Annotated in this window: 14 protein-coding genes; 13 read left to right on the top strand and 1 reads right to left on the bottom strand. The window is 42.9% G+C overall.

The window, feature by feature from the left end; all coding sequences use genetic code 11:
- Positions 1-2 precede the first annotated feature (2 nt).
- From H8S51_RS16260 to H8S51_RS16210, 11 genes are all read left to right on the top strand, one after another.
- Positions 3-1,163, top strand: coding sequence for a TFIIB-type zinc ribbon-containing protein (locus tag H8S51_RS16260; protein ID WP_117922509.1), 1,161 nt, complete (start codon positions 3-5; stop codon positions 1,161-1,163).
- A complete protein-coding gene (locus H8S51_RS16255) occupies positions 1,160-1,981 on the top strand; it encodes a TPM domain-containing protein (protein WP_117922510.1) in 822 nt (273 codons plus the stop codon). The genes H8S51_RS16260 and H8S51_RS16255 overlap by 4 nt, the downstream gene beginning before the upstream one ends.
- 143 nt (positions 1,982-2,124) lie before the next feature.
- Complete coding sequence (locus H8S51_RS16250; protein ID WP_117922511.1) at positions 2,125-2,568, top strand: ACT domain-containing protein; 444 nt, start codon at positions 2,125-2,127, stop codon at positions 2,566-2,568.
- A 132-nt stretch (positions 2,569-2,700) separates the two neighbouring features.
- Positions 2,701-3,903 (top strand): homoserine dehydrogenase, encoded by a 1,203-nt coding sequence (locus H8S51_RS16245; RefSeq protein WP_186900248.1) that lies wholly within the window; start codon positions 2,701-2,703, stop codon positions 3,901-3,903.
- Between the two features lie 1,162 nt (positions 3,904-5,065).
- Entirely contained in the window at positions 5,066-5,416 is a 351-nt protein-coding gene (locus tag H8S51_RS16240) for an Hpt domain-containing protein (RefSeq protein WP_186900247.1), read from the top strand.
- Positions 5,417-5,560: 144 nt separating this feature from the next.
- Positions 5,561-6,181 (top strand): manganese efflux pump, encoded by a 621-nt coding sequence (locus H8S51_RS16235; protein ID WP_117922278.1) that lies wholly within the window; start codon positions 5,561-5,563, stop codon positions 6,179-6,181.
- A 351-nt stretch (positions 6,182-6,532) separates the two neighbouring features.
- The gene (locus H8S51_RS16230; protein WP_117922282.1) at positions 6,533-7,591 is read left to right on the top strand and encodes a carbamoyl phosphate synthase small subunit; all 1,059 of its coding nucleotides are present in this window, start codon (positions 6,533-6,535) and stop codon (positions 7,589-7,591) included.
- Between the two features lie 46 nt (positions 7,592-7,637).
- Positions 7,638-10,844, top strand: a complete 3,207-nt coding sequence (gene carB, locus H8S51_RS16225) for a carbamoyl-phosphate synthase large subunit (RefSeq protein ID WP_117922277.1) — start codon at positions 7,638-7,640, stop codon at positions 10,842-10,844.
- Between the two features lie 421 nt (positions 10,845-11,265).
- Complete coding sequence (locus H8S51_RS16220; RefSeq protein ID WP_117922276.1) at positions 11,266-11,943, top strand: GntR family transcriptional regulator; 678 nt, start codon at positions 11,266-11,268, stop codon at positions 11,941-11,943.
- Positions 11,944-12,100: 157 nt separating this feature from the next.
- Positions 12,101-13,183, top strand: coding sequence for a mannonate dehydratase (gene uxuA, locus H8S51_RS16215; protein WP_117922275.1), 1,083 nt, complete (start codon positions 12,101-12,103; stop codon positions 13,181-13,183).
- Positions 13,184-13,217: 34 nt separating this feature from the next.
- Positions 13,218-14,828 (top strand): mannitol dehydrogenase family protein, encoded by a 1,611-nt coding sequence (locus H8S51_RS16210; protein WP_186900246.1) that lies wholly within the window; start codon positions 13,218-13,220, stop codon positions 14,826-14,828.
- 93 nt (positions 14,829-14,921) lie between these two features.
- On the opposite strand, the gene H8S51_RS16205 is transcribed toward H8S51_RS16210, so the two are convergent.
- Entirely contained in the window at positions 14,922-16,214 is a 1,293-nt protein-coding gene (locus H8S51_RS16205; protein ID WP_117922274.1) for an HD-GYP domain-containing protein, read from the bottom strand.
- Between the two features lie 224 nt (positions 16,215-16,438).
- Here H8S51_RS16205 and H8S51_RS16200 point away from each other — a divergent pair, with 224 nt between their 5' ends.
- Together H8S51_RS16200 and H8S51_RS16195 are read left to right on the top strand one after the other, a co-directional pair.
- A complete protein-coding gene (locus tag H8S51_RS16200) occupies positions 16,439-17,578 on the top strand; it encodes a cell wall hydrolase (RefSeq protein WP_241070780.1) in 1,140 nt (379 codons plus the stop codon).
- Between the two features lie 346 nt (positions 17,579-17,924).
- Positions 17,925-19,106 (top strand): acetyl-CoA C-acetyltransferase, encoded by a 1,182-nt coding sequence (locus tag H8S51_RS16195; protein WP_117922272.1) that lies wholly within the window; start codon positions 17,925-17,927, stop codon positions 19,104-19,106.
- The last annotated feature ends 65 nt before the right edge of the window (positions 19,107-19,171 follow it).

The following is a 19,171-nucleotide window of genomic DNA, read 5'->3' as shown; positions in this document are numbered from 1 at the left end:
TTATGGCAGTGATCAGTTTTAAATGTCCAAATTGTGATGGAGAACTGATTTTTGATCCTTCCACACAAAAGTATAAATGTGAATATTGTTTCAGTCTGTTTTCACAGGAAGAGTTAGATGCCATGAAGCCGGCACAGACGACGGAACCTCAAAATGCAGATGCTGCGGGCGCAGGAAAAGCATCAGGTAAACCGGAGGATAAGAAGCAGAGCCAGCCGGGAAATAAAGCAGGTAGTGGAGCAGAAAAAGATAACACGGAAAATAAAGAGTCAGATAAAGAAGCAGGGAAGGAAGCTGATGCAGTGACCTATACCTGTCCGAGTTGTGGTGCACAGATTGTGACGGATGCCACTACAGCGGCGACTTTCTGTTATTATTGCCATAATCCGGTCGTGCTTGGCGGACGGCTGGAAGGTAAATTTCTGCCGGATCAGGTGATTCCGTTTTCTGTGTCGCGGGAAGATGCAGAAAAAGGTTTTAAAGATTATGTCTGCAAGAAAAAATTTGTCCCGCGTGCCTTTTATAACAAAAAGCAGGTCGAGAGCATCACAGGTGTATATTTTCCATACTGGCATTACAATACCAGCCTGGAGGGAAAAATGCAAGGCGAGGCGAGAAATGTCCGCGTGTGGCGAACCGGAAACACGGAATATACGGAGACAAAGTATTATCAGGTATCAAGAGAAGGTGATGTAAAACTTGAAAACCTGACGGAAAATGCACTTGGAAAGGCAAATCAGGAGCTGATCTGCGGTGTAATGCCTTATGATTTTAAGGATGTGAAAAAGTTTCAGCTTGGATTTCTGTCTGGATTTCTGGCAGAAAAGCGTGATATTGAAAAAAAACAGATAGAAAAGAAAGTGCAGCAGGAAGCGCATGAGAGTGCAGAAAAACTGATGCGGGAACAAATAAATGGATACAGTTCCGTGTCGGTAAAAAATGCAGATTTCCGGGCATTAAAAGAAAAGTGGTCGTATACGCTTCTACCGGTATGGACAATTACATACAAGGCGAAAAACGAAAAAATCTATTATTTTTCCATGAACGGACAGACTGGAAAGGTGTACGGCGAACTCCCGATCGACTATAAAAAAATCTCACTTGTCAGTGGAATCGTCAGTCTGGTATCACTGGTCATTTTATTACTGGGAGGGCTAGCATGAGACAGAAAAGATTTTTATGTTTAAAGGGTATCGTATTTGCCTGGCTGTTTACGATTTTACTTGCAGCAGGCGGACAGCATGTATGCTTTGCAGCAGAAGAAAATGTTCCACAACAGACGGTATATGATGATGCTGCGCTTCTGACACCGGAAGAAATCGAGACGCTTGAGAGTGAACTGGATGCTGCGGGAGAGAAGACCGGATGGAATATCCTGGTGTTGACGACGGATGACACAAACGGAAAAACCACGCAGGAATATGCGGATGATTTCTTTGATGCGATTGCAGAAAACGGTGATGGTGTTGCACTCCTGATCGATATGCAGAACCGTGAAATCTGTATTTCTACCGGTGGCATTGCGATTAAGTATCTTACGGATGCGCGTATTGAGGATATTTTAAATGACGGATATGAACCGATTTCAGATGGAGAATATGAACAGTGTCTGTCTGTAATGTTAAAAGATGTGCTGGTTTATTATGATGAAGGAATCCCGTCAAATCAGTATGAGTATGAGGAGACGGATATTGAGATCACGCCGGCAGAATATGTCATCACCTCCGTTGTTTTAGCACTGATCCCGGGCGCTATTGTATTTCTGGTGCTTGTACTATTTTGCAAATTAAGGAATGGCAAATATAAATATGATGCTCACGAGTCTGGAACAGTGAATATAAAGAAACACAGCGATGTGCTTGTGAACACTGTTGTGACACACCGTCATATAGAAGAGAAAAAAGCAGAAGACAGCGGCAGGAGTACGGTACATACGAGCAGCAGTGGCGTAAAACATGGTGGAGGCAGCAAAAAATTTTAACAGCATAATGAAAAAATGTTCCTGACATGATAAAAAAGAGGTTGCGTTGGCAGCCTCTTTATGTTATTATCTTCCTCATGAGGACAAGTGTCAGCGTGCAACAAACACAACAGATGAATTTCTAAAGAGAGGGATAGAGTCACATGAAAGAAAAAAGTCAGTATTATGTACTGAAAGAAAAAGCAGTTCCGGAGGTCCTCTTAAAAGTAGTCGAGGCAAAGCGGCTGATTGAATCCGGTAAGATTGCATCTGTGCAGGAGGCAACAGAAAAAGTTGGCATCAGCCGGAGTTCTTTTTATAAATATAAAGATGATATTTTTCCATTTCATGATACGGCAAAGGGAAGGACGATTACGCTTGTCATTCAGTTGGATGATGAACCGGGGCTGTTATCCGTTGTATTAAAGACCGTAGCAGAGTTTCATGCTAATATTCTTACGATACATCAGAGTATACCGATCAACGGTATCGCTTCTCTTACACTCAGTGTGGATGTCCTGCCACAGACTGGTGATGTGGCTGAAATGTTAGAGCACATTGAGGAACAGGAAGGTATTCATTATGTGAAGATTCTTGCAAGAGAATAAGACATGGCAGATGCATCATATATTGTAGTTCATAAAATATGCATGTAAGATGTGTAAAATGATAGAAAGATAATAAAGTCTGTCTGAGAGGATGGAAGCGATAGTCTGGCAGACGAACTTGGAGGATGAAAAATGAAAGCAGCAGTAATGGGATATGGAACAATCGGTTCTGGTGTTGTGGAGGTACTTGACATCAACGGAAGCAGCATAGCAAAACGTGTCGGAGAGCCGGTAGAGATCAAATATGTATTGGATTTAAGAGATTTTCCGGGAGATCCGATCCAGGATAAGATCGTACACGACTATAAGACGATTGCAGAAGATCCTGAGGTAAAGATCGTCGTTGAGACCATGGGAGGTGTGGAACCGGCTTATACCTTTGTAAAAGCAATGTTAGAGGCCGGAAAACATGTTACTACGTCAAACAAAGCGTTAGTAGCAGCAAAAGGAGCAGAGCTGATCGCACTTGCAAAAGAGAAAAATGTTAACTTTATGTTCGAAGCAAGCGTCGGTGGCGGTATCCCGATCATCCGTCCGTTAAATTCCTGTCTGACTGCTGATGAAATTGAGGAGATTACCGGAATCGTTAACGGAACAACAAACTATATGATGACAGAGATGTCAGAAAAAGGTGCTGATTTTGATGAGGCATTAAAAGATGCACAGGCAAAAGGATATGCGGAGAAAGATCCGACAGCCGATATTGAAGGGTATGATGCCTGCAGAAAGATTGCAATTCTGACATCACTTGTCTGTGGACAGCAGGTAGATTTTGAGGATATCCACACAGAAGGAATTACACATATCTCTGCGACCGATATTAAATATGCAAAAGCCATGGGAAGAGCCATTAAACTTCTTGCAACAAGCAAAAAGACAGACGGCGGGTATGTTGCAATGGTTGCCCCATTCTTATTACCGAAAGAGCATCCGTTATATAATGTAAACGGTGTGTTCAATGCAATCTTTGTCCGTGGAAATGTACTTGGAGATGCAATGTTCTATGGAAGCGGTGCAGGAAAACTCCCGACAGCCAGTGCAGTTGTTGCGGATGTTGTGGAAATGGCAAAGAATCTTGATAAGAATATACCGGTGGAGTGGAGTTCAAAGAAATTAGAACTGGTAGATTACCGCAGCGCAAAGAACCGTTTCTTTGTCAGAGTGTCAGGTACAGATAAAGCATCTGTGGAAAAAATATTTGGAAATGTAGACTATATTGATGCGCAGGGTGTTACAGGAGAACTTGGCTTTGTAACAGAAGAGATGACAGAAGAGGCTTTAGAGAACAAAAAAGCAGCATATGGGGAAGTGTTGAATGTCATTCGTGTAGCGTAAAAAGAAAAGCAGGTCGTGAATCACGTGAGGGCGGTTCAGGGGCTGCTTTTTTTGTAATCTTATGAAATACCCGACTAATTGTGGTTTGCGGTATCGTGAGTTCCCCGGCGAAGGGTGGTTCCGGGGGTTTTCGATTGGCAGATCGCATCAAGCCAGGACTGTTTTGTTCCGTTGTCCGAAAATAAGACAATCTAAGGCTGCCTGGTTCAGGTTGTGGCAGAGTGACGTGTGCGTCCTAAATGTGCCATCCGGGCACATTAGGACTTGTGCTGCCGTCCGTGGCAGCACAACACTGTGTTGCGGACAGGCAGTCTAAGATTGACTAATTTTCTCCCAAAGTCACAAAACGAGTCCCGGCTTGATGCGATTTGCCAGCCGCAAGGTTGTGAAACACCCTTCTCCGGGGAACTCATTTTACAACCTTGGGTGGTGCGTAAATTTTTAGTGTCTTATGTTGATAAAAATATTTCCAAATAACTATGTTTAATAGATTATTATTGGTTTGATAACGTTGGAAAAAATTTCAATGTATCCCGTTATGCCCATGTTTATTGCCATACACATTTGAAAAAATATTCTGTGTTATTTGGTCTGGCAATTTGCCAAGTAATCCGTATTATGCAATGCAGCAGATAAAAATTCTAGCAATTCCTTAGGATGAATATTAATGATACAGCACATTAGCATTTTAAGCATATTTCCATTCGTGCAAATGTCAAAAATTCGCACCTACGCCCCCAGTTTTGAGATGAACCGCCCACCCAAATGGTGTTCATAACCTGACGGCTGGCATCTTGCGCAAAGCCGAAGTAATTTTGTGACTTTGGGAGAAAATTAGAAAATCTATCTCAATCTGATAATGGTCAGATTGAGATTGTGTGTCTGTAGATACACAGTGATGTTCTGCCACGGATGGCAGAACAAGGCAGCATCGAGTCATGGATGACTCGTTGTTGCCGTTCACGTCACTCCGAAAAAATCTAACTCAGACACACTTAGACTTTTCTTATTTTCGTACAACGGAACCAAAATTAACTCTGGCTTTGCGCAAGATGCCATTCACAAACCTACGACACACCATTTGGACGGGCGACACATATCTCAACAAACCATCATTTGTTGGATAATGAACTAAAAAACTTAACGTGAAAGGGGAGCAAATATGACGCTGGAAGAATGTTACAAGGAGATGGGCGCAGATTTACAGGAGGTCTTACGGCGGCTCAAGACGGAGGAGAGGATCGGGAAATTTTTAAAACTGATTCTGACGGATACGAATTATGAGTCGCTGTGTAAGGCACTGGAAGAAAAGGATTATGAGCAGGCGTTTACACATGTACATAATTTAAAGGGACTTGCGATGAATCTGGGACTGACGCCGCTTCTCATTCCGGCACAGGAGTTATGCGAAGAACTTAGGGATGGCGAACCGGAAAGGGAGCTTAAACCGCTTTTGGATGAGGTGGCGGCGGCTTATCAGAAAGTCCTTGGTATTGTCGAAAGACTTGACTGAGATAACAGTGTGAAAAGCTGGAATTTTGGCTGATTCTTTGTAATGAGTTATTCGGAAATGGAGAACAGTATCAAAGGTAAAGATGCATTTTTGAATCTCTGACATATGATAAAACAGAAGGTTTTATGTCTGAGGTAGAAAAAAGTGCAGGTAATTCTTTTGATCATAGCTGTCAGTGTGGATGTCTTTGTGGCGTGTGTGGCGTGTGGGAGTGAGCAGATAAAGATCGGATCTGTGGCAGCGTTATGCATCAGCACGGTCTGCAGTGGAATATTAGGGATATCACTTTATGCGGGGATGGCGTTACAGGGGATACTTTTAAAAAAATATGCAATATATTTAAGTTTTTTCGGACTGCTTGCAGTGGGAATTTTTAAGCTGACAGAGTATGCGATCAGAAAATATATTGAGCGTCATAAGTTCCTCTGTAAGAAAGTCAAAATCTCTTTTTCACAGCTCAGTTTTATTCTGAGTATCTACAACAATCCGGTAATGGCAGACCGCGACCATTCGGCGACCATGTCGTGTGTGGAGGCTGTATTTTTTGCACTTGCAATGTCACTGGATGGGATGTTTGGAGGGCTGGGTGCAGGATTTGGCGGAAAGTATATTTTTCTTACGGTGCTTGGAAGTTTTGTCGTCAGTTTCTGTGCAGTACTTTGCGGATGCAGGATTGGCATGCAGGCATCTAAGCGGTGGAAAGCCGATGTATCGTGGCTTGGAGGCGTGTTGTTTGTAATCCTTGCGTTTCAGAAGATGATATAAGACGCCGGCTGCCCATTGCTGCGGGAAAATCAGGAAAGTCTGTTACTATGTATGTCTTGCATGACGTTTTGGTAATAAAATTTTCCTGCGTGTGGGCAGCACATACTGCCGCTTTCTGTGGATTTGAAAATAATGTATAAATATACATAAATATGCATAAAATCTTGGTACTATTTGTTTTTGGAAAAAGGTTGAAAAAAGTCTTATGATATGATACACTTTTTACAATTTAAGAAAAAGACTATAGGTACTAATAAGGGAAAGTTCAGTCAGGGGACTGTCTGGATGGAAAAAGAAGAAAAACGGCGACGTTTTTTTTTTTGGAAAAAAGGTGAAAGGACAGGGAAACGAATGAAAGCTCATTTAATACTCGAAGATGGGAATGTATTTACCGGAACAAGTATAGGTTCTACTAGGGAAGTCATCAGTGAGATCGTATTTAATACGTCGATGACAGGTTATCTGGAGGTTCTGACTGATCCGTCATATGCGGGACAGGCGGTTGTTATGACTTATCCGCTGATCGGAAATTATGGAATCACACCGGATATGGAGTCAGGCAGACCATGGCCGGACGGATATATTGTAAGGGAGTTATCAAGGATGCCGAGTAACTTCCGTGAGGAGGGAACAATTCAGGATTTCCTTACGAAATATGATATTCCTGGTATTGCAGGGATCGACACCCGCGCACTGACAAAGATTCTTCGTGAGAAGGGAACCATGAATGGTATGATCACCACGAATGATAACTATAATATAGAAGAAATTATTCCCAGATTAAAAGAATACACGACAGGTAATGTTGTGGACAAAGTTACCTGCAGTGAAAAACGAGTATTAAAAGGAAAAGGCAAGCGGGTTGCCTTGCTTGACCTTGGAGCAAAAAATAATATTGCCCAGTCTTTAAATAAACGCGGCTGTGAAGTGACGATCTATCCGGCGCATACCACAGCAGAAGAGATTCTTGCATCGAATCCGGATGGAATCATGTTAAGCAATGGACCTGGAGATCCAAAGGAGTGCAAAGAGATCATTGCCGAGATCAAAAAATTATATGATTCCGATACTCCGATCTTTGCAATCTGTTTAGGACATCAGCTTATGGCACTTGCAACCGGAGCTGATACACATAAGATGAAATACGGACACCGTGGCGGCAACCATCCGGTAAAAGATTTAGAAACCGGAAGAGTATATATTTCCTCCCAGAATCACGGTTATGTGGTAGATACGGATACACTTGATCCAAAGATCGCGAAACCGGCATTTGTGAATGTAAACGATGGAACCAATGAGGGACTTTCCTATGTAGGCAAAAACATTTTTACCGTACAGTTCCATCCGGAAGCGTGTCCGGGACCACAGGATTCTGCATACTTGTTTGATCGTTTTATTTCGATGATGTAGAAAAATTCTTACGTTATTGTTTAACAAATTTTAGGAGGAAGAATTAATGCCAAGAAATCATGACATAAAAAAAGTTTTAGTAATTGGTTCCGGCCCGATCGTAATTGGACAGGCTGCAGAGTTTGACTATGCAGGTACACAGGCATGCCGCTCATTGAAAGAAGAGGGTGTTGAGGTTGTGCTGGTAAACTCAAACCCGGCGACGATCATGACAGATAAAGATATCGCAGATCAGGTTTATATTGAGCCGCTTACGGTATCTGTTTTAGAGAAGATCATTGCAAAAGAAAAACCGGACAGCGTATTGCCAACTTTAGGTGGACAGGCAGGCTTAAACCTTGGTATGGAGTTAGAGGAAAAAGGCATCCTTGAAAAATATAATGTCAGACTGATCGGTACAACTGCAGAGACGATTTTTAAGGCTGAGGATCGTCAGGCATTCAAAGATACCATGGAAAAGATCGGTGAGCCTTGTGCAGCATCCCAGGTCGTACACAACGTACAAGATGGTATCAAGTTTACCAATACCATTGGTTATCCGGTCGTACTTCGTCCGGCATATACGCTTGGCGGAAGCGGCGGTGGTATCGCACATAACGAGACCGAGCTGGTTGAGATCTTAACAAACGGTCTGCGTCTTTCCCGTGTCGGAGAGGTATTGGTAGAGCGTTGTATCGCAGGATGGAAAGAGATCGAGTATGAGGTAATGCGTGATGCGAACGGCAACTGTATCACCGTATGTAACATGGAAAATATCGATCCGGTCGGTGTACATACCGGTGATTCCATCGTTGTTGCACCTTCCCAGACACTTGGCGATAAGGAATACCAGATGCTCCGTACATCTGCATTAAATATTATTTCCGAGTTAAATATCACCGGAGGATGTAACGTACAGTATGCATTGAATCCGGACAGCTTTGAGTACTGCGTCATCGAGGTTAACCCGCGTGTATCCCGTTCTTCTGCACTTGCATCCAAAGCAACCGGATACCCGATCGCAAAAGTTGCTGCAAAGATCGCATTAGGTTACACCTTAGATGAGATCAAAAATGCAATTACCGGAAAAACTTATGCAAGTTTCGAGCCGATGCTTGACTATTGTGTTGTAAAGATTCCGAGACTTCCGTTTGACAAATTCATCACGGCAAAGAGAACACTTACCACACAGATGAAGGCGACCGGAGAGGTCATGAGTATCTGCAACAACTTTGAGGGCGCATTGATGAAAGCAATCCGTTCCTTAGAGCAGCACGTAGACAGCTTAATGTCTTATGACTTTACAGGACTTTCTGATAAAGAGTTAAACGAGCAGCTTCATGTGGTGGATGACCGCCGTATCTGGGTGATCGCAGAGGCACTCCGCAGAGGCGAAAGTTATGATGAGATCCATGAGATCACAAAGATTGACCGCTGGTTTATTGATAAACTTGCCATCTTAGTTGAGATGGAAAATCAGTTAAAGAATGAGCCTTTAACTGTAGAGTTATTAAAAGAAGCAAAACGTATCGAATTCCCGGACAGTGTTATTGCAAAACTGACCGGAAAGACCGAAAAAGAAATCCATGATATGCGTTATGAAAATGGCATCGTGGCAGCATTCAAGATGGTAGATACCTGTGCCGCAGAGTTTGAGGCATCCACACCGTACTACTATTCCGTATTCGGAAGTGAGAACGAAGCCATCGAAACCAATCCAAAGAAAAAGGTACTGGTACTTGGTTCCGGTCCGATTCGTATCGGACAGGGTATCGAGTTTGATTACTGCTCCGTACACTGTACCTGGGCATTTGCAAAAGAGGGATGGGAGACCGTCATCATCAACAACAACCCGGAGACCGTTTCCACTGACTTTGATATTGCTGACAAACTTTATTTTGAGCCTCTGACACCGGAAGATGTAGAGAGCATCGTAAGACTCGAAAAACCGGATGGTGCTGTCGTACAGTTTGGTGGACAGACTGCGATCAAATTAACCGAGAGCCTGATGAAGATGGGCGTTAAGATCCTTGGAACAAAAGCAGAGGATGTCGATGCGGCAGAGGATCGTGAGCTTTTCGATGAGATCTTAGAGAAAACACAGATTCCGAGAGCAGCAGGTGGAACCGTGTTTACTGCAGAGGAAGCGAAAGAAGTTGCAAACCGTCTCGGTTATCCGGTACTGGTAAGACCTTCTTACGTACTTGGTGGACAGGGTATGAAGATCGCATTTAATGATGATGAGATCGAAGAATTTATCGGCATCATCAACCGTATTGCACAGGATCACCCGATCCTTGTAGATAAATATTTACAGGGAAAAGAGATCGAAGTCGATGCAGTCTGTGATGGAACGGATATCCTGATCCCTGGTATCATGGAGCACATCGAGCGTACCGGTGTACACTCCGGAGACAGTATTTCTGTTTACCCGGCACCGACGATCAGTGACCATGTCAAAGAGACGATCGTTGAGTATACCAAACGTCTTGCACAGGCACTGCATGTAATCGGACTGATCAATATCCAGTTTATCGCCATGGACGAGCAGGTGTATGTCATCGAAGTAAACCCGCGTTCTTCGAGAACTGTGCCATACATCAGCAAAGTTACCGGTATTCCGATCGTTGATCTTGCAACGAAAGTAATTATCGGTGATACGATCCGTGGACTTGGATATGAGCCGGGACTTGCACCGACCGCAGATTACATTGCAATCAAGATGCCGGTATTCTCCTTCGAGAAACTGCGTGGTGCTGAGATCTCCTTAGGACCGGAGATGAAATCAACCGGTGAGTGCCTTGGTATTGCAAAGACCTTTAACGAGGCTCTCTACAAAGCATTCCTCGGTGCAGGTGTGACTTTACCGAAGTACAAACAGATGATCATGACAGTAAAAGATGCAGATAAACCGGAAGCAGTCGGTGTTGCAAAACGTTTTGAGGCACTTGGCTACAAGATTTACGCAACGAGAAGCACCGCAAAATATTTACAGGAGCACGGCGTCAATGCACTTCGTGTCAACAAGATCTCTCAGGAGTCACCGAACGTTATGGACTTAATCTTAGGACATAAGATCGACCTTGTCATTGACACACCGACACAGGGAAATGGTGATAAGACCAGAGACGGATTCCTGATCCGGAGAAATGCAATCGAGACAGGTGTTTACTGTATCACGGCAATGGATACGGCAAATGCGTTAGCACGCAGCTTAGAGACTGCGACCGATGATCTGACACCGGTGGATATTGCTACCGTAAAGAATCTGTAATTTTTTAATTCATAGGAAATTACGTCCTATGAATTAAAAAGCCCTCCGGGCAGGAGCGCACTGCGTCGGAGTGGAATTATGTCGCTGGAGCGACCCGCCGCAGGCGGAGAATCCTGCAAAGCAGGATTCTTTCTTGATTCATAGGAAATTATGTCCTATGAATCAAAAAGCCCTCCGGGCGGGATGCGGCATCTCGCGGAGAAGAAGTTAGCAGTAAACAGCATCGCTCGAGCGCGAAAGAGTCGCAAGCGACTCTTTGTTCTAATAATAAATAATGGAACTGACAAAAGACAGCACAAATCCTTAGGGAAATGTGCTGTTTTATGATACAATATTTGTACTATAGAACAATATACAGGTGAGTAAGAAGCAATGTCAGAAAGGAAATAGAATTGCCTGTGCCGGCAATTTTACATAAAATATGATCATACAGGAGCGGAATCCGGGGGAGACCGGAAGAGATTATGCATACAGAGTTATGCGTTATAATATTGTATACAGGGAATTAAAGCCCGGTACGATGCTGAGCGAAAAAGAGATCGCAGATCAGCTTGGACTGTCAAGAACACCGGTGCGCGAAGCATTTATTGAACTTGCCAAGACAGGGATCATTGAAGTCCTGCCGCAGCGCGGCAGCCGTGTCGCTTATATTGATTATGCGATGGTGGAGGAAGCGGATTTTGTGCGTATGGCACTTGAAAAAGCAGTTGTGGAGCTTGTCTGTGGTATGCGGACGGAGGATGATTTAAAAGAACTGCGGGAAAATGTAATGCTTCAGGAATTTTATCTTAAAAATCCAGATCATATCCGTCTGTTAGAACTGGATAATGATTTTCATAAAAAATTATTTCAGATAGCCGGGAAAATGCAGGCATATACCATGATGGAGGGGATCTGTGTCCATTTTGACCGGGTGCGTGATTTAAGTATCGGTGTAGTGAAAGATCTGAAAGTTGTGGATGATCACAAAAAGATATTAGAAGCGATTGAAGCACAGGATGCCAGGCAGGCAGCAGAGATCCTTACGCATCACCTGCAGCGTTTCCGTTTAGAGGAAGATGCAATCCGCGAAGTTTATCCGGAATATTTTGAAAAATGAAAAGATACACCCACTGGAATATTCTGTGAAATATAGAAAAAATTTTACACCAACTAGTATACTAGTAGACAAGTTGAAAAAGATATGTTATGATTCAGATAACAAAAATAACAGATGGTACAGGATCATTATAGGGATTCAAAAAGGAGGATTTCATATGAAGATGACATTTCGCTGGTTTGGAGAAAACAGTGACTCAGTAAAATTAAGCCAGATCAAACAGATTCCGGGGATGACCGGGGTTATGGGATTTTTGGATTACAAGGCAGCAGGAGAAGTCTGGACAAAAGAAGAGATCAAAGATTATATTGACGGGATTCATAAAGCCGGATTAGAGTGTGAAGTGATCGAGAGTGTCAATGTCCATGAGGATATCAAGATCGGTCTGCCGACAAGAGACAAATATATTGAAAATTATAAGACAACGATCCGCAATCTTGCTGAATACGGAGTAAAAGTCATCGTTTATAATTTTATGCCGGTATTTGACTGGCTGCGTACAGATCTTGCGCGTGTGATTCCGGAGGACGGATCAAACAGCTTATATTTTGATGAAAAGGATCTCGGAACGATGGGACCGGTTGAAATCGTGAAAAAGACTGCCGCAGATTGTAACGGTTTTTCATTGCCGGGATGGGAGCCGGAGCGTCTGGCAGAGTTAGAGACTACTTTAAAAAATTATGAGGGAATGACAGGTGATATGCTGCGGGAGAATTTTAAATATTTTCTGGATGCGATCATCCCGGTCTGTGAGGAGTGTGGCGTTGTGATGGCATGCCATCCGGATGATCCGGCATGGGATATCTTTGGACTGCCACGTATCGCACACAGTCAGGATGATTATGACCGTATCGTAAAACTGCATGATTCACCGGCAAATACAGTATGTTTATGCACTGGTTCCCTTGGATCAGATCCTGCAAATGATATTCCTTCGATCATCCGGCATTTTGGTGAGATGAACCGTATCGGCTGTATGCATATCCGTAATATCAAGCATTTGGGATATCATAATTTTCGCGAGAGCAGCCATCTTTCTTCGGATGGAAGTCTGGATATGTATGAGATTGTAAAAGCAGTTTACGAGACATGCCCAGATACCTATATCAGACCGGATCACGGAAGAATGATATGGGATGAGACAGGAAGACCTGGATATGGATTATATGACCGTGCACTTGGAGTTACATACTTAAATGGTCTTTGGGAAGCAATTGACAAAGCTGCCAGAAAGAACTAAAGCAAAATAGTTATAAAAGAGAAGGGAGAATAAAATGCTTCAGTTAAATTTAGAGGGAATCAAAGATAAAAGCGCATGGCAGGAAAGAAATGTAAAACTGCCGGAATTTGATGTACAGGCAATGATGGCAGAAACGAAAAATAATCCGGTATGGGTACACTTTGGTGCCGGAAACATTTTTCGGGGGTTTATTGCGGCATTGCAGCAGTCCCTGTTAAATCAGGGGCTTGAGAAGAGCGGAATTATAGCAGCTGATACATTTGATTACGATATCATAGATCAGATCTACCGCCCGCATGATAACATGACGCTGATGGTAAGTCTACTTCCGGATGGAACCATGAAAAAAGAAGTGATCGCTTCGATCGGGGCAGGACTTCGTGCCGGCACGGAATTTCCAGAAGATATGGAACAGTTAAAAGCGGTTTTTCGTAATCCATCCTTACAGATGGTTTCGTTTACGATCACAGAAAAAGGATATGCCTTAAAAAATATAGAGGGTGCATATCTGCCGGTTGTACAGCAGGATTTTGAAAATGGACCGGAAAAATGCTCACATGCAATGAGCAAAGTGACAGCACTTCTACTGGAGCGGTTTTTAAGTGGTGGTACGCCGGTTGCCGTTGTCAGTATGGATAACTGTTCACACAATGGAGAAAAATTAAAGACCAGCGTTCTGACCGTCGTAGAGGAATGGGAAAAACGAGGCTTTGTAACAAAAGAATTTGCAGACTGGGTAAATAATGAAGAAAAAGTGTCATTTCCATGGACAATGATCGACAAGATCACGCCGCGTCCGGCAAAAGTGGTGGAAGATGCCCTAAAGGAACTTGAAATTGGAGAAATGGCACCTGTCATTACCGGAAAAAATACATATATCGCACCATTTGTCAATGCAGAGGAACCACAGTATCTGGTTGTGGAAGACCGTTTCCCGAACGGCAGACCTGCGCTTGAAAAAGCAGGTGTATATATGACAGACCGCGATACGGTCAATGATACCGAGCGTATGAAAGTGACGACATGTTTAAATCCGCTTCACACAGCACTTGCAGTATATGGATGTATGCTTGGTTATGAGAGCATTGCTGCTGAAATGAAAGATACAGAGTTAAAGAAATTAGTAGAACTGATCGGCAAAAAAGAAGGTATGCCTGTAGTTACAGATCCTAAGATCTTAAGTCCGGAGAAGTTTTTAGATGAGGTGCTGACCAAACGTCTCCCAAATCCGTTTATTCCGGATACTCCACAGAGAATTGCAACTGACACGAGTCAGAAACTTGCGATCCGCTTTGGAGAGACGATCAAAAGCTACTGTAAAGCAGGAAAAGATTTAAACGAACTGACAGGAATCCCGCTTGTGATTGCCGGATGGCTCCGTTACCTTCTTGCAGTAGATGATGCAGGAAAAGAGTTTACACCAAGCAGTGATCCAATGCTTTCGGTTATGCAGGAGAAACTGAAAGATGTCCATTTATCAGATCCGGACAGTGCAGATGGAAAACTTTCTGACATTTTATCAAATGATACTTTATTTGGATGTGATCTTTATGAGGCAGGAATTGCGGAAAAAGTAATAAAAATGTTTAAAGAGATGTTAGAAGGACCGGGTGCAGTACGGAAGGTGCTGAAAAAATATCTCTAGTTCATCAGAAAAAAGACATGACAGTGATCGGAAATCCTGCCATGTCTTTCTTTTTTATCGTAATGGAATATTTGCGGAGTGCGTATTCTATTATTAACGAAGTTTCATTTTTTTGCGTGTCTTTTTTTGTGTCAGTGATTTTTCTGTGCCGGCATTCTGTGGGATCACGGAAGCACTGCTCATTAAAGCACTTGCAGCTTTCTGTTCCAGCTCACTTTGCTTGTGCTGGGCAATCTGAAGTTTAACCTTGCGGAAACGGTCTGCCGTTTCTTTGATATAGGCATCAGAGACAAATTGTTTGACAGAATCTTTGTCTAAAGCGATGCGGTTGTCCATAGTTTTCATGATATCTGTGATCTTTAAAGATTTACTGATCACCGGGTCACTTAAATCGTATATCATGTTTGTGGAAAACTTCAGTACCATCGGATGAAGAAAATCAGCCGGATTCTCTGCAAGCACAAGGGCTTTTTCTCCATCGGAAAGATCAACACATGCACCGGTCGGAAGAATATGGATACATTCTGCTAAAGCGGAAAGTACGAGCGGATTGTAGGTGGCTTTATCCTTTTTCAGACGTCCCATGGCAGCAATTTCTGAAATTGGCGGTTTGTTAATGTTCATTGCGGTCAGATGGTCAAATTCGTCCGCTACTGCTAAAATATCGACGAGAAGACGGATATTGTCTGCCGGTTCTTTGACTTTTAAAGTACGGCTGTTTTTAAAAATGATCTGCTGGATGATATCAAGCGTATGTACCGGGAATTTATAATCACCACGGTCCGGGCGGAGCGTTTCATAACCGCGCTCTAAGTTGAGCTGGATAAAATCCTTATCTGCTGTTGTAAGGTCATCCCCCTTGTCTAACACTGTCTGTGGTACATACAGATAACCAAAATCGTAGAGAAGCGCAGCTGTGATAAGGGCTGTCTGTTCTGCAGCAGGCAGATGCATCTGATTTGTGATCATCGCACAGAGAATGCCGACACTGATGGAATGTTTGTAAACAAAATCTGCAGAACTTCGCAGGTTTTGTGCAAAATTTAATTTGTGATCAAGACTGCCGTAATGTGTCTGGATGTCCCGGACGAGATCGCTCAGCGAAACAGGTGCCTGATTGGCCTGCAGACGATCCATATTTTCTTTTAGTTTAAAAACATATATCGTCTGGAACTGTTCGAATTCAAGATCCTCTCTGGAAAGAGGCGGTACCGGCTCTGCCGGCTCAAGAATAAAAATACCGATCAGACCAAAGTTTTCGATACTGTTAATACCCTGCATGGTTAAAAGTGTGTCTCTTTCATAAAGAAGAACACCCATCTTATTGTAGATTGGTTTTGCAAGTCTCATGCCGGGTTTTAAATCTGCTGTTTTTACAAATTGCATAGGTAAATCCTCCCCCTGTGATGATTATCAGGCTTTTTTATACCATATCCAGACACCAGATGCCTGAATATTCCCCCAATAATGGTATGTGAAAAAATTAATATTCATATTGTGCTTTACATGCTATAATACCATATTAATAGAAGAAATACAATGAACGAAAAATACAACAGCAGCCGAAAGGTTACTGTTCAGCCGAAAGGAACAGCATGAGACACAATTTTTTGAGAAGAATCCTGGGAGGAATACTGACCGGCTGCATGCTTGTTACGGCAACTGTCCATGCAGGAACGACACAGAAAGATATTGATAAGGCAAAAGACCAGATCACAGACCTTAAGAAACAGAAAGAAGATGCGAAAGATCAGGTGGACAGCCTGACCAATGAAAAACAGGGGTTGGAGAGCGACCTTAGCGGACTGAATGGACAGTTAAATACGATCACTTCCGATATGAACCAGTTAGAGCAGCAGGCAGCACAGAAAGAGGACGAGATCAATACGGCGGCGGAAGATCTGAAACGTTCCGAGGAACGATCAGCAGAGCAGTATGAAGATATGAAAGTGCGCATTCAGTATATTTATGAAAATGGCAATCAGTCTGTATGGGACATGCTTATTCATGCGTCCTCCATCGCAGAATTTTTAAATCAGGCGGAATATACAAGTGCAATCAATCAGTACGACAGAAATATGCTTACGGCATATCAGGAGCTCACGGAGCAGATCAAAGAACAGAAAAAGGAACTCGAGAAGCAGAAGGAAGAACTGACTGTATTACAGCAGGAAAAACAGAAAGAGCAGGAAAAAGTCAACAGCCTGATCGAGGATACGCAGAAGAAGATACAGGAATCCAGCGAGAAAATTGAAGATGCACAGTCCGATGTGGAGTCGATCGATGCAAAGATCAAGAAAATGATCGAATACGAAAAGCAGCTTGAGATACAGAAGGCAAAAGAGGATGCTGCGCGCCTTGCAGCCATCAAAAAGCAGGAACAGGAAAACAGGTCGAATGTGACATACGCACCGGCCCAGAGCGATGCGTATCTGTTAGCTGCCATCATCCAGTGTGAGGCATGGGGCGAGCCATATGATGGAAAACTTGCGGTGGGCAGCGTGATCATGAACCGTGTCAGAAGTTCCTATTTTCCGAATACAGTTTCCGGTGTGATTTATCAGGGAGGGCAGTTCTCTCCGGTTGCCAGCGGTCGTCTTGCATACCGTCTGGAGCAGGGAGTTGCTTCCGATTGTATGAGTGCAGCACAGGCGGTGCTGGGTGGAACGAGCACAACAAATTGTCTGTATTTTCGTGTGAATAACGGCATAATAGAAGGAACAGTTATAGGTAATCACGTGTTTTATTAAACAAAATGATAAAATGATAAAAATTTAACAAAAAACCCCGCAAAATGGAGCAAAAAGGATGTGGAAAATTGTTTACAAAGATGAAAAATAAAGAAAGCTATTGCAATTAATTGTGAAATATGTTAGCATATGAAAGTACAAGAAATGCAGAAAAATAGCTGATTACATAGCAAATAAGCTTTTAAAAATGAAAGAGAAAAAAGATAAATTTCAATCGGAAGTTTGAATTTATTTTTTTAAAAAAGATTGTTAAAAAATTAACAGCATTTTTCGGCAAAATGAAAGAGAAAGAAACAAATTCTCTGCAAATGCAGAGCTTTGTGTTAAATTGAAAGGAGAATTCAAAATGGCAAAGAAAGTAGTTTTAGCAGGTGCTTGCCGTACCGCAATCGGTAAAATGGGTGGAGCATTAAGCAATACTCCAGCAGCAGACTTAGGTGCAATCGTTATCAAAGAGGCTTTAAGAAGAGCAAACGTTAAACCGGAGATGGTTGACGAGGTAAAAATGGGTTGTGTAATCCAGGCAGCTCAGGGTCAGAATGTTGCACGTCAGGCAGCAATCAAAGCAGGACTGCCAATCGAAGTTCCGGCAATCACGATCAACGTTGTTTGTGGTTCTGGTTTAAAATGTGTCAATGATGCAGCTACCATGATCATGGCAGGTGAGGCTGATATCGTTGTTGCAGGTGGTATGGAAAACATGTCTATGGCACCATATGCTATGACAAAAGCTCGTTTTGGATATCGTATGAACAATGCAACGATCATTGATACAATGGTAAATGATGCATTAACAGATGCATTCAATCACTACCACATGATGATCACAGCAGAGAACGTATGTGATAAATATGGCATTACAAGAGAAGAACTTGATGAGTTCTCAGCAAACAGCCAGCAGAAATGTGAGAAAGCAATTGCTGAAGGCAAATTTGATGATGAGATCGTTCCGGTTCCTGTAAAAGTTAAAAAAGAGATCGTTGATTTCGTAAAAGATGAGGGACCACGTCCTGGCACAACTGCTGAGTCTTTAGCAAAATTAAAATGCTGCTCTGGTAAAGAGGGCGGACTTGTTACAGCAGGTAACGCTTCCGGTATCAACGATGGTGCAGCAGCAATCGTTGTTATGAGCGAAGAGAAAGCAAAAGAACTTGGTGTTACACCAATGGCTACATGGGTAGCAGGTGCTCTTGGCGGAGTTGAGCCAGAGATCATGGGTGTTGGTCCTGTTGCTTCTACAAGAAAAGTATTAGCTAAAACAGGTTTATCCATTGATGATATGGACTTGATCGAAGCAAACGAAGCATTCGCAGCTCAGTCTATCGCAGTAGCAAGAGATCTGAAATTCGATATGTCAAAAGTAAACGTAAACGGTGGTGCAATCGCATTAGGACACCCGGTAGGTGCTTCCGGATGCCGTATCCTTGTTACATTACTGCATGAGATGCAGAAGAGAGACGCTAAGAGAGGTCTTGCTACACTTTGCATCGGCGGTGGTATGGGATGCTCTACAATCGTTGAGAGATAATAGTTTTTTATAGTAATTCCCGGGGAATGACTTCCCGGGGATTGCATTTTTTAAACATACAGTTA

Source organism: Roseburia rectibacter, assembly GCF_014287515.2.
GTDB lineage: Bacteria > Bacillota > Clostridia > Lachnospirales > Lachnospiraceae > Roseburia > Roseburia rectibacter.
The sequence above is the reverse complement of the archived record's forward strand: the minus strand, read 5'-3'. Positions and strand labels throughout refer to the sequence as shown.